The 13,044-nt window shown below is 37.1% G+C and carries 10 protein-coding genes; all 10 read right to left on the reverse strand.

Features of this window, described 5'->3' with window-relative positions:
- Window positions 1-79 precede the first annotated feature (79 nt).
- Window positions 80-2,311: a beta-glucosidase gene (locus C8C76_RS01985; protein WP_108138173.1), complete on the reverse strand. Its 2,232-nt coding sequence runs from the start codon at window positions 2,309-2,311 to the stop codon at window positions 80-82.
- Window positions 2,312-2,379: 68 nt separating this feature from the next.
- Window positions 2,380-3,213, reverse strand: a complete 834-nt coding sequence (locus tag C8C76_RS01990; RefSeq protein ID WP_108138175.1) for a carbohydrate ABC transporter permease — start codon at window positions 3,211-3,213, stop codon at window positions 2,380-2,382.
- A 3-nt stretch (window positions 3,214-3,216) separates the two neighbouring features.
- Window positions 3,217-4,107, reverse strand: a complete 891-nt coding sequence (locus C8C76_RS01995; RefSeq protein WP_108138177.1) for a carbohydrate ABC transporter permease — start codon at window positions 4,105-4,107, stop codon at window positions 3,217-3,219.
- Window positions 4,108-4,175: 68 nt separating this feature from the next.
- The gene (locus tag C8C76_RS02000; protein WP_108138178.1) at window positions 4,176-5,438 is read right to left on the reverse strand and encodes an ABC transporter substrate-binding protein; all 1,263 of its coding nucleotides are present in this window, start codon (window positions 5,436-5,438) and stop codon (window positions 4,176-4,178) included.
- 302 nt (window positions 5,439-5,740) lie between these two features.
- Entirely contained in the window at window positions 5,741-7,525 is a 1,785-nt protein-coding gene (locus C8C76_RS02005) for a glycoside hydrolase family 2 protein (RefSeq protein WP_108138180.1), read from the reverse strand.
- Window positions 7,526-7,565: 40 nt separating this feature from the next.
- Window positions 7,566-8,396 carry a carbohydrate ABC transporter permease gene (locus C8C76_RS02010; protein WP_108138182.1) on the reverse strand — a complete coding sequence of 277 codons (831 nt, stop codon included), beginning with the start codon at window positions 8,394-8,396 and terminating at the stop codon, window positions 7,566-7,568.
- Between the two features lie 2 nt (window positions 8,397-8,398).
- Window positions 8,399-9,289, reverse strand: a complete 891-nt coding sequence (locus C8C76_RS02015; RefSeq protein ID WP_108138184.1) for a carbohydrate ABC transporter permease — start codon at window positions 9,287-9,289, stop codon at window positions 8,399-8,401.
- Between the two features lie 90 nt (window positions 9,290-9,379).
- On the reverse strand, window positions 9,380-10,621 hold the full coding sequence (locus C8C76_RS02020) for an ABC transporter substrate-binding protein (protein WP_108138186.1): 1,242 nt from the start codon (window positions 10,619-10,621) through the stop codon (window positions 9,380-9,382).
- A gap of 301 nt (window positions 10,622-10,922) precedes the next feature.
- On the reverse strand, window positions 10,923-11,855 hold the full coding sequence (locus C8C76_RS02025) for an ArsR/SmtB family transcription factor (protein ID WP_108138188.1): 933 nt from the start codon (window positions 11,853-11,855) through the stop codon (window positions 10,923-10,925).
- Window positions 11,856-11,958: 103 nt separating this feature from the next.
- On the reverse strand, window positions 11,959-13,017 hold the full coding sequence (locus C8C76_RS02030; protein WP_108138190.1) for a Gfo/Idh/MocA family protein: 1,059 nt from the start codon (window positions 13,015-13,017) through the stop codon (window positions 11,959-11,961).
- Between the last annotated feature and the right edge of the window lie 27 nt (window positions 13,018-13,044).

Consider the following 13,044-nt stretch of genomic DNA (forward strand, 5'->3'; position numbering starts at 1 on the left):
CTTTTAATTTTTTAAGAAGGCCAGGCCGGGGAAACACTCCCGGCCCAACTCTACAATAATTTTTGCCAAATACAAAAATCTATAAATCCTGATAAATATCTAAAATATCTTCTATATCTTCCAAGCTAACCTGTTCTGCAGCAAAGAAATGGAGTCTATAAATCGGCCAGGCTTTAAAAAATCCAATTTCTTCAATTTCTTCCTGGCTTAAAACTTCTTCGACTGCTTTTTTGCCCAGAGGATCAGCAAGCCAGTCTTCAAAAGGAGACTTGGGTGTTAAATCTTTAAGTTTGAAAGAACTTTCTACCTGAATCTCTTCTGTAAATTTAATATCTCTTGAAGAAGCACCAATCATTATTTTATACTGATCTTCTTCAACTATCCAGCCAGCATCCGGGTGATAATAGGCTAAATCCTGATAATCTAGTTCCAGCTCCAGCCATTCCTTTTCGCCGGGTTCAAGCTCAATTTTTGCAAATCCTTTGAGTTCTTTTGGAGGTCGTTCCAGTGCGGGACTGCTTTGAGAAATATAAAGCTGCACAACCTCCTTACCTGTAAACTGGCCTGTATTTTCTATTAAAACTTTTAGCTTTAATTTCTCTCCTTCTGCCAGATAGTCGGGCACCTCCAGAGCCCGGTAAGCAAACTCTGTATAGGAAAGTCCAAAACCAAAGGGAAAAAGAACATCCATTTTCTTTTTATCATAATAGCGGTAGCCAATATAAATTCCTTCTCCATATCGTACAGTGCCATTACTGCCCGGAAAATCAAGGTAAGAAGGATTATCTTCCAGTTTTAAGGGATAGCTTTCGGCCAGTTTTGCAGAAGGATTAACTTCTCCTGTAATTATTTCAGCCAGTGCTAAAGCTCCCGCCTGCCCCGGCAAACCAGCTTCTATTACAGCAGATACATTATCAAGCCACTGCCTTATGTCGACAGGCGCGCCATTATTTAAAACAACTATGATATTGGGATTGACCTTTGCCAGTTCCTTAATCAGCTGATTCTGCTCCTGGGGCAGCTGCATATCTTTGCGGTCATAGCCTTCAGCCTCAACCTTATCCGGTAGACCGGCATAAATAATTACATAATCTTTATTTTCAGCTTCTCTCAGCGCTTTTTCTCTTAAGTTCTCATTTTCCTCTGCTTCGGCCTCAGAACTATAGCCGGGAGTATAATGAACTGCGAGCTCCTCTGCAAATTTATCTTCTAAAGCCTGATAATGATTATCCAGTCTGGTAGGATTAACCTGGGAACTACCAATACCCTGATAGCGAACCTCCTGGGCCAGCTCCCCCACCACCAGCAGCGATTCCTTTTCAGCAATTTTCGCCTCGGTCAGCGGCAGTAAATCTCCCTGATTTTTAAGCAGAATAATTGTGTCTCCAGCAATTTCTTTTGCCAGTTGATGATGTTCTTCTGCCGGCAGTTCAGTATTTTTTTCAGTCTCCTGAGCCTTTAAAATTAGATCTAAAACTCTTGCTGCTGACTCATCAACTATTTCCTGACTCAACTCTCCAGCTTCAACAGCATCCACAATTTTTTGATCATTAACTGGATCTGCACCAGGCATCTCAAGGTCAAGTCCAGCTTTCAGAGCTTTAACTCTATCATGAATAGCCCACCAGTCGGAAACAATCAGATTATCATATCCCCATTCATCCCGGAGGATATCCTGCAGTAAGTATTCATTTTCAGTAGCAAAATCCCCATTGATCTGGTTATAGGCAGCCATTATTGTCCAGGGATTAGCTTTTTTGACAACTTTTTCGAATGCTGCCAGATAAACTTCCCTCAGGGGTCTTTCGTCAATCTGAGCATCAATGGAAAAACGTTTGTGTTCCTGATTATTGGCAGCATAATGCTTTAACGAGGTTCCAATTCCTTTATTCTGAACTTTTTTAATAAAAGCAATCGCCAGCTCAGCACTTAAGAATGGATCTTCAGAAAAATATTCAAAATTTCTGCCCCCAAGTGGTGAGCGCTTCATATTGATCCCCGGACCCAAAAGCACATCAACACCTCGGGCTTTTGATTCTTCAGCCAGAGCAGCCGCAACTTTTTTTATCAGATCTAAATCCCAGCTTGCTGCCAGATTTACAGCTGTTGGAAAACAGGTAGCTTTTTGGGCAGGATCCGCATGATGCCTGTCAGCAACATAACGAACTCCATGTGGTCCATCAACTAAAAATATTGACGGAATATCCAGCCTGGCAACTGCTTCTGTCTGCCAGACATCTCCACCTGAAAGCAGTGAAGCCTTTTCTTTTAAGCTTAATCCTTTTATTAGTTCATCTATATTCCCCTTCATTATTCTACCCCCTTCTTTACCAATTTATATACAATTATATATTATATCTCATTCCCCTAGCTAGATAATTATCCTTTTAGGGCTCCCATTGTAATTCCTGAAATAATATACTTCTGGAAATAGAGGAATATTATTATTAGAGGTACAGTTGATAAAGTTGCTGCTGCCATAATGTGGTGCAGGGGAATACCAAACTGCTGTCCCTGCAGCTGAGCAATAGCAACCGGTACAGTATACATAATCGATTTATTTGTTACAATTAGCGGCCAGAAGAACAGGTTGTAATTATTCATGAAATAAATTGTACCCAGGGCTGCTACAGCAGGTTTGATAACCGGCAAAATTATCTGAAAAAATATTCTAAATTCCCCACAGCCGTCGATCCTTGCTGCTTCAATTAAGTCATCAGGAATTCCATCAATATACTGTTTGAGCATAAATAGCCCAAAACCCTGAGCAGCAAAAGGTAAAATCAAAGCAGGATAGGAATTTATCCAGCCAACCTGAGCCATTAGAATATATAAAGGAATAGCCAACACCTGCATTGGAATCATCATTGTTGATAAAATTACTGCAAAAAACAATTTTCTCCCCGGAGCTTCCCTGTACTTTGAGAGAGCATAGCCTCCAGTTGCCGAAATAAAGACACCAAAAAAAGTATACATAATGGCAACAAAGAATGAATTGAATAGGTTTCTTCCATAGGGTACAGTGTCAAAAACATCCACATAATTATTCCACATTACTTCATCCGGCAGTAAACTGGGAGGGTATTCTGAAATCTCGGCCAGTGTTTTAAAAGATGAGGTGATCATCCAGACAAAGGGGAGTAGAGAAATAAGTACCCCTGTAATTAGTAATATATAAAAAACATAGGTTTTAATATTTTCTTTTTCAAACATCGTTTAAATTCCCTCCTCGCCAGAACCAATTTTAATCTGAAAATATGATGCTACAAAAATAATGGCAAATAGAACATAAGATAAAGCTGATGCGTAACCCATTCTAAACTGCTGGAAACCAGAATTATATAAATACTGAACAACAGATAGAGATGACTGCATTGGACCTCCACCGGTCATAATATAGGGCTCGGTAAAAATTTGGAAAGATCCAATTGTTGAAAGAATAAAAGTAAATAAAATAATAGGGCGCATCATCGGCACAGTAATATAGAAAAATTTCTGCAGGGTAGTTCCTCCATCAATTTCTGCTGCTTCATATAAGTCTTCCGGTATATTCTGCAGTCCGGCCAGCATAATAATCGTATTATAGCCAACCCAGCGCCAGGTAAGTACTATCACGATTGAAATCTTTGACCAGGTTGTACTTGTTAGAAATGGAATCTTTTCAAAACCAACACTCTCAATAAAAAAGTTAACCAGACCGAAAGAACTATCTAATAAAATAGTAAATATAACTCCGACTACTACTGTAGAAGTAACAAAAGGCATAAAATAACCAACTCTAAAATATTTTAAAAATTTTACCTTTTTCTGGTTGAGCATAACAGCTAATATAAGAGCAAAACCCAAAATCAAAGGAGTGCTTGTCAGCCACATAAAAATAGTATTCTTTAGGGCTGTATGAAAGGTTGAATCAGTAAATATCCGCATATAATTTTTTAATCCTGTAAAAGTAGCCTGTCCAAGGCCTCCCCAGCGGTGTAAACTCATATAAAAAGAAAAAATTATTGGAAACAGCATAAATACAGAAAAGAATAATAAAAATGGGACTAAGAAATAATAAAAATGACGATTTTCTTTAATTTTTTGTAAAGTAGTTTTATCTTCCAATTATTATTCACCATCCTTTTAAGAAAGCAGGGTCAAACTGACCCTGCTTTAATGTAGACTAATTTATTTTACTCCATTAAATCTTCAATTGCATTTTGTGCTTCTTCTAAACCTTCATCTAACTCTACTCTGTCAGTTAAGATTCTTGTTAACTGCAGGTTAACTGGAGCACCTTCAGCACCAAAAGCCTGAGTAGAATAAGGGGTAGCATTCCAGGTAGCTAACTCTTTTTCACTAATTTCAGCAAGCTTCTGCCATACTTTCTGACCACCAAAGAATTCTACTTCTTTATTAAATGCTTCTGATTCAAATACAGGTCTATAAGCAGGCATTACTCCAGCATCCTGGAATAAGAATTCTGTACCTTCTTCAGTAGCTAATACATATTTAGCAAATTCAACAGCAAGCTCTACATTTTCTGAATTTGAAGGAACAACCATTGCAGTTCCACCCATCGATCCAGCTGCTTTTCCTGTAAAGTTAGGTGCCTGCATAACTCTCCAGTTACCTGAAGTTTCAGGTGCGATTTCAGTAATGTTACCAATAAACCATCCACCTGCTAAAATTGTTGCTACATCACCATTCTGAATAGCAGCATTCCAGGGAGTTGTCCAGGGAGTTGCTTCTAATCCAATACCAGAATCTGTGATTTCCTGCATAACTTCAATTACCTTATAATTAATAGAAAGCTTATCTACAATTGGAGCACCCTGCTTATCAAAGAAATTTCCACCTGCTGCTCTTAAAGCAGGTTCAAAGTTCCAGTTACCAAGCTCATAGTGAGTTGTAGGCCAGGGCAGCATTTTAGCCCCTGTTTCTGCTTCAATTGTTTTACCAGCTTCAATATAATCGTCCCAGGTTTCGATACTTTCAGGATCTACTCCTGCATCCTCAAAAATATCTTTACGATAGAACATTGTGTAAGGACCTATATCTGCAGGAATACCGTAAGTAGTATCTTTGTATCTTGAGCCAGCATAAGCGGCTGCTGTAAACTGATCAGAAATAGGGTCAACATATTCGGAAATATCTGTTAAACCACCAAGTTCAGCAAAACTAGCAATATGTGTACCTAAGTTAACAGTTGCCAGGTCAGGTCCACCTGTACCTGCTGACATTGCAGCCTGCAGTCTTGGAACCATATCTCCCCAGCCGATTAATTCTACATTAATTGTGTGGTCAGGATTTTCTTCTTCATAGCGGTCTGCAAGTACTTCTAAGGTGTCAGGATAAACTCCCCAGCCCCAGACTGTTATTTCTTCTGCAGCTGCACCCATAGTCAGTGAAAGAGCAAAAATAAGTGTTAAAGTAATAATTAATGTTTTTTTCAAAATAATTCCCTCCTGATATTTTTTTATTTTTTCAGATTAAAAGATTCAGTAGAGCCAGATTCACCTCCCTTAAAAGTTTTCTTTAAAACGTTTTAAGCAATAAATCTTTCTCCTATTTAAAGCCTTTTAAAAGGTTTTAAATAGGATATAACTAAATATTTAATTCAAATTACATTTCTAGTGTAGCATAAATTTTTTGACTTTTCAATAATATTCGTAAAATTAAACCCCTCCAAAATCAGGTATAGAACCTGATTTCAAAGGGGGATAAGGGAGTAAAATTATTTTCTATTGATTTAAATTTAGATATCTACAATTTGATTTAGCTCTTTAATCTTTTCTAACTCCAGTTTGAATTCTCTATTTTCATCAAGCAGTCCATTTTTTTCCTGCTCAACATCAGTCAGCTGAGTATAGCAGTAACCTCTAAAATACTCTGCTTCCTTAATCAGCACCATTAATTTTTCGATCCGCTGGAAAAGTTCTTCTTTGGTCTGAACCTGTTCACCATAGCCCCAGCCTTCTTTGTTCTGGAAAGCCACTCCGCCAAATTCACTAAAGAGCAGCGGCTGCCCCTGATAATCATAATTATCAGCCATAATGAACTTTCCACCTTCAATATAGACCTGATCATTGAAAACTTCTTTGTTGGCGAGCAGTTTATCTATCTTTTCAAGATAAGTCTGCCTTAGTTTGTCTATACTCTCTACATAGTCATGAAAGGTAATTATATCTGAAGTAGTATGTTCCCAGCCATCATTTGAAATTATCGGGCGCTCACTGTCAATACTTTTAGTCAGCTGATAAATGCTTTCGGTAAAACTCTGCTGCTTTTTGTTGCTTTTAACAGCCTCAATACCCCAGGATTCATTAAACGGAACCCAGCAGACAATTGAAGGATGATTATATAATTCTTTTACCACCCGCTGCCACTCAAGACTAAAGTTTTCTACTGCCTGCTCACTAAACTCATAAGTAGATCCCATTTCAGCCCAGACTAAAAGACCTAATTTATCTGCCCAGTAATAAAAGCGGTCATCCTCTATCTTCTGATGTTTGCGGGCTCCATTAAAGCCCATTTTTTTAGCTAATTCAACATCTTTTTTTATTGCCTGGTCAGAAGGCGGTGTTACTAAACTATCAGGCCAGTATCCCTGATCCAGTATTAATTTTTGATAAAACGGCTGGTTATTTAATAAGATTTGATCAGCTTCAATCGAAATTTTTCTCATGCCAAAATAGGAACTGAGTTGGTCTACAACCTCATTATCTCTAAATAATGTTAATTTAAGATCATATAAATTGGGACTATCCGGGTACCACAATTTGAGCTCATTATTTTCGTCTTCAACATTTATTTTTAACTTATAGTTAGCTTTTGTTATTTCAAACTCAAATTCAGTTATCTTTTTCCCTTCAAATTCAATTGTAGTTAATAATTTATAATTTCCAGTCCCAAAATCTACAGCATTAAAGAAATAGTCCAGTTCAACTTCGCTTTGATCAATATCAGGAGTTATTTTAAGATCTCTAAGATAAAGATTCTGATCAACATACTCCAGCCAGACAGTCTGCCAGATACCGGTAGTTCTGGTATACCAGCAGAGGAAATTATCATTTTTATAAGTCTGCTTGCCCCGCGGTTGAGATTTTGAGCGAGAATCTTCAACCTTTACCACAAGATTATTTTCCTCTCGGTAATCAACAAAGTCACTGATGTCAAAAGCAAAAGAATCATAGCCACCACTGTGACTGCCGGCAAAGCGGCCATTAATCCAGACCTTAGTTTTGTAATCAACTGCACCAAAGTTTAATATAATCTTCTTCTCAGAATCAACTTCCACTCTAAATTTTCTCTGATACCAGATAAAATTATGTTCACTTCTGTCAGCAATACCGCTGGCTTTAGTTTCAAAACTGAAGGGAACGATTATTTTTTCCTCAAGTTCCTCTTTCTTATGCCACTTATCCTTTTCTCCCAGATTTTGATCATCAAAGGCAAAATTCCAGGCTCCATTTAAATTCTGCCAGTCAGACCTTTCAAACTGAGGTTTGGGATGTTCCGGTCTTGGTATTTTTCTATCCATTTTCCGCCTCCTCAAATAAATTTTTTACCTATATTTTTTCTTAACCTTTAATTCCGGTGAATTTAATACCCTGAATAATCTGCTTCTGGAATAATAAGAAGGCAGCTATAGCAGGTAGTGATGCAATCATATTTACAGTCATTGGTATTGAATAATCAGGTGTATAAGCATCAGTAAATGTTGGAACACCTACAGGTAAAGTAAACATTTCTTTGGTCATAATTGCGATAAAGGGCCATAGGAATGCGTTCCAGGCCTGAATAAAGGTAAAAATACCAATTGAAGCTATAGCTGCTTTAGACAGCGGCATAAAAATCGAATAATAAATTCTGAATAGGCCGCAGCCGTCAATGCGGGCACTGTCAATTAAATCCCTGGGAATGGCATCAAAAAACTCTTTTAAAATTACTATTCCTAAGGGGATTGCAATTCTCGGCAGAATCAAACCAGGATAAGTATTAATTAAGCCTAACTTTTGAACAATATCAAATAAAGCTACAACATTTGCCTCAGTTGGTACCATTAATCCAATCGTGAATAAGACAAAAACCAAATTTTTATGTTTAAAGTCAATTACTGATAAAGCAAACGCCGCCAGTGAATCAAAAACAATTACAACAAAGGTAACACTTGCTGAAACTATAAAACTGTTTAACATCCATTTTAAGACCGGTGCCTGATCAATCACCTCAAAGTAATTAGAAAAAGAATAAGGTGGCAAAAACCATTCTACAATTTTAGAAACAGTATAACCCGATGGTTTAAGTGAAGCAAAAAGCATCCATAAAATCGGAAAAATAAAGAGTACTGCCAGAAGATATGAAAATGAATATTTTAAAACTTTTGCGGTTGGTGAAGTTTTATTCTCCATTATTACACTTCCTTCCTGTTGCGTAAGTAAATCTGAATCATAGAAACAATTACTAAAATTATAAAGAAAGCAAAGGCCATTGCTGCACCATAACCCATACTGTTTTGTTTAAAACTAGTTTCGTAAATATACTGCACTATCGGACGTGTTTCTGTACCAGGTCCACCACCGGTAATCAGCCAGACCTGTGAGAAAATCTTAAATGAGAAAATAATCTGCAGTAAAGTTACTACCCAGGTGATTGGTTTTAAAGATGGAAGGGTAATATATAAAAGCTGCTGCAGCTTGGTCGCTCCATCTACTTCTGCGGCTTCATAAAAGGATTCCGGTATATCCTGCAGGGCTGCCAGATATAAAACCATATTAAATCCAACTGTCCACCATAAAGTTGCAAAAACGATTACAAACCAGGCAAGATTAGCTTCTCCTAACCAGAATATTGTCTCTTCTACTCCAAAATAACTCTGTAAAATACCATTTAAAAGTCCACTGTGAGGTTGGAAAAAATAAACCATAATTGAAGAAATAACTGCTACTGATAATACATAAGGTAAGAAAAATGCTATTTTCAAAAATAACTGCCCTTTAATTTTTTGATTGGCCAGCAGTGCCAGCACTAAGCCCCCAATAACAATAGTTGGTGTTGAAAGTATAACAAACATCAATGTATTTCCTAAAGATTCCCAAAAGGCTGGATCTTTGATCATATAAAGATAATTATCTAGACCAACAAAACCCATGTTTCTGATCATAGTCCAGCGGTGCAGGCTCATCCAAAACCCTCTAAAAATTGGGAAAATCAAAAAGATAAAGTAAACAATAGCAAATGGCAGTAAAAACGGTAAAGCTTTTAAAAATGGATATCTATCCGATAACTGATTATAAAATTTCAAATTTAAAACCCCCTTTAATTCTTCTATAAAGGCACAGGTGCCCTCAAAGCACCTGTGCTGTATTGTCTAACTGTCTAACTACTCTAATTCTTATCTACTTAACAGTCTCTCTATACCTGTTACTGCCTGATCTACTGCTTCTTCTGCTGTGATTTGGTTATTCCAGACCTTACTTAAAGCTGTGGTTATCTCTGTTCTAATGCTCCATGTATATGAGCCAGCACTATCAAAGCTTACATAGTCAGCTGCCTTTACATAATCCATTCTATAAGGCATATTAACAAATTCTTCTTTTTCTTTAATTGTATCTTTACTTGGTATATGACCGGCTACAGCCCATAGATGTCCATTATCAGTAGCCCACTTAGCAAAAGTTAATGCTGCTTCTCTCTTCTCCTGATCCACATTTCTTGAATAAGGGATAACTAGAGTATGAGAATCAGCCCAGACAGATCGATTATCAAAAATTTGCGGCATTGGAACAACTCCAAAATTAAGATCTTCTGTAGCTTCCAGGGTTCCAGTAATCCAAACACCTGTTAACAGTGATGCTGCTTCACCATTTCTAAATAAGTTTACATTTTCCATATATTCTGAGTGCAGTGGTGAATATTCTTTGTCATAAAGATCCTTCATATAATTAATTGCTTCAACAGCTTTTGCTTTGTCTAGAGTCACTTCATCACCGCTAATAACTGGTGATCCATCAAGCTGACTGTAAAGACTCCACCAGACTCTATAGTGTCCTTCTTCAGTTAATTTTGTCCAGTTTGTCATTGGATATTTTGCAGAAGAATCAGATTTCAATTTCTCTAGAAAATCTTTGAAAGAACCTTCCATCTTAGGAGTACCATCTTCTGCTAATAAGTCTGCTTCAGCTAATAGATCTTTATTATAATAGTAAACAAGTGGATGTGTATCAAATGGTACTGCAAAAATTTCCCCATTAATTTCTGCACCACTTAGAATATTTGTATTGTACTCAGTCCAATCAATACCAACATTTTCTCCCAGCTCATCTAAAGGAACAATTAAACCTTCATCTGCAAGCTCTTTAACTCTGGTAACATGACTGATAGCAATGTCAGGTCCGTTACCACTGGCTGTTGCAGTCTTGAGTTTGGTATAATATTCTCCCCACTCTAACCTGGTGACATCTACTTCTATATCCTCATGTGAAGCATTAAATTCTGCTACTATTTCATCCATAAATTCTGCGTCTCCACCACCAAAAAGATTCCAGTACTCTACTGTTACAGTTTCTGCCATTACATTAGATGTCAAGCCTACCATTACTGCAACTAAAACTACTAAAAATAAAGCCTTTTTCATTATATAATCCCCCTTAAGTATTTTATTAGCGATTTTTTGAATTTATCGCTAAAGATAAATAAATTTGATTACCCGACTACTCTCTCAATTGATAATATTGCGAAAATTAACTCTAAAAAAATATTACTTTATTCAGCCCTAAGTATCGCCCTCCTTTTGATTTAAGTATCACTGCTTTAATTTAATGTTTATTGAATTAAAGCACATAAAAAATGCAGCTGAAAATTTGTCTCTAATTATTACTATTCTACACGAAATAAAAAATTCCTGCTTTTATTTTAATTTTTTTTGATTTAATTCATTAATCATTGAATTTATATCTATATCTAAGCATCATATCCTGTCTGTAATTACCAAATTTTTTGCCAAAAAGATTGACACCACCAACATTGCGGGCGTCTTCCTTAACCCCAATTTTAACATCAATAAAATCTTCATCTTCAATCTTAAGATCAGCTAAAGTTACATCCGAAATCTGATTGCCGTCAATAAATGCTCCCTCTTCTGTAACCTGCCAGATTTTTAATAACCCGTGCTGAGTTTGATCAAAATACCACCAGTCAGGATTTAAAATACCCCTTTTCTCACCAAAATCTCCGGGAGAAGTCCAGACACCAATTTCAACTCCATTGATCCAGATTGAAATATCAGATGGCCAGTCTTCGTTATAATCTGAAGTTTCGGAACAAATCTCCATACTCAACTCTAATTTTGTTGCCTGAGAATTATTGGGCAGATTATTTGGAAAAACATATTTTACATAACCCTTACCAAACCAGAGAATCTGGGCATGAATATGCTCTGGGTGGAGAAATGACTTAACATCATCCAGCTCGCCAATCACCGCTTTCTCTGAAGCCAGACCACAGGTGGGGCTGACATTAAAGTCTTTATAATTACCAATTGGCATTGAGGTTTCAATTAAATTTTTATCCTTTAATTCTCTATTTCCAGGCAGGTTAACTAAAATTTTATCATAGTTTAAGCTGCAGATCTTTTGAGATCCGTGATTACCTGGTCGATACTCAGTTTCGATCAGACCTGCCTCCTCCAGCTTTTTGATATTTACTGTTACTGAGGAAGCAGGCATATCTATAAATTCAGAAATTTGATTTAAGTTCATATCTTCATTCTGTAAGACTTCTAAAATTCTCATTCTGGATTCAGAGCCAAGGGCTTTTAAGACCTCAATAATTTGCTCTTCATCCTTTAATTCCATTATATTACCCTTCATTTTAATCACTCCAATTGCTTTTTGCTAATTTTATTTTAACAATTATTGAATTAAAAAGCAATTACAAAATTAAAAAAAAGAGCCGTCTCCGGCTCAATTGATTTTAAAATTTAACTGCTTCTCCAGTTTCAGCAGATTTATAAATTGCATCCAGAATTTGCGCTACCACAACTGCCTCTCTGGCTTTAACTGGCGGCTCTTTATCATCTCTCACAGCCTCAATCCAGAGTTTCATCTCCCTCTCACCTGGATCTTCATTGCCTGAACTGGCTGTAGAAATTTCCTCTTTATATAATCTGCCATCCTTTTCGCCATTGATCCGGAGTCCATTGATATTATCCGCTCCTGCTTTTCTGCCGCTTAATACAGTCTTAATGTCATAGTCCTCTGGAGTATTTAACGCCCAGCTGCATTCTAAGAAGACTGTAGTCCCATCTTCCATAATGATGTGAGCAACTGCAGCATCTTCGACTTCAAATTTTTCTTTTTCCCAGGGGCCAAAATAATTGGCTTCACTGCTTTCTTCTGCCATCTCATTAAATACATTTGCCAGCACAATTTTAGGCTGATAATTATCCAGCAGCCAGAGGGTTAGATCGAGTGAGTGGGTACCAATATCGATTAGAGGTCCTCCTCCCTGAATTTCTTTGTCCAGAAAATAGCCCCAGGTCGGCACACCTCGTCGCCTTAATGCTAGTGAGCGGGCAAAATAAACTTTTCCCAGTTTACCGCTTTCAACCAGTTCCTTAAATAAAATATTTTCTGCCTTAAAACGATTCTGATAGCTGACAGATAATTTTTGCCCGGTCAATTGAGCTGTTTGATACATCTGCTCTGCTTCTTCAGCGTTTAAAGCCATCGGTTTTTCACACATTACGTCTTTACCGGCCTTAAGCGCTGCAACCGAAATTTCTGCATGGGAGTTGTTTGGAGTGCAGATATGAACCAGATCAAGCTGCTCATCCTCCAGGAGTTTTTTATAATCTGTAAAAACCCTGGAAACTTCTGCCCCAAATTCCGCAGCTGCTCGTTCTGCTTTTTCTATACTTCGGTTGCAGAAAGCTGTCATTTCTACATTTTTTAATTTATTAAGTCCCGGCATATGTTTGCTAAAAGCAATATCACCACAACCAATTATTCCAACTTTCAACTTTTTTTGCATAATATTAGTGCCCCTTCCTCTACTAAT

Source organism: Halanaerobium saccharolyticum (assembly GCF_003053565.1).
Taxonomy (GTDB): Bacteria; Bacillota; Halanaerobiia; order Halanaerobiales; family Halanaerobiaceae; genus Halanaerobium; species Halanaerobium saccharolyticum_B.

Coding starts and splice junctions, on each gene's coding strand:
- C8C76_RS02025 (WP_108138188.1), bottom strand. CDS start 11,855: ATGAAGGGTAATATAATGGAATTAAAGGATGAAGAGCAAATTATTGAG.
- C8C76_RS02010 (WP_108138182.1), bottom strand. CDS start 8,396: ATGGAGAATAAAACTTCACCAACCGCAAAAGTTTTAAAATATTCATTT.
- C8C76_RS01985 (WP_108138173.1), bottom strand. CDS start 2,311: ATGAAGGGGAATATAGATGAACTAATAAAAGGATTAAGCTTAAAAGAA.
- C8C76_RS02020 (WP_108138186.1), bottom strand. CDS start 10,621: ATGAAAAAGGCTTTATTTTTAGTAGTTTTAGTTGCAGTAATGGTAGGC.
- C8C76_RS02030 (WP_108138190.1), bottom strand. CDS start 13,017: ATGCAAAAAAAGTTGAAAGTTGGAATAATTGGTTGTGGTGATATTGCT.
- C8C76_RS02005 (WP_108138180.1), bottom strand. CDS start 7,525: ATGGATAGAAAAATACCAAGACCGGAACATCCCAAACCTCAGTTTGAA.
- C8C76_RS01990 (WP_108138175.1), bottom strand. CDS start 3,213: ATGTTTGAAAAAGAAAATATTAAAACCTATGTTTTTTATATATTACTA.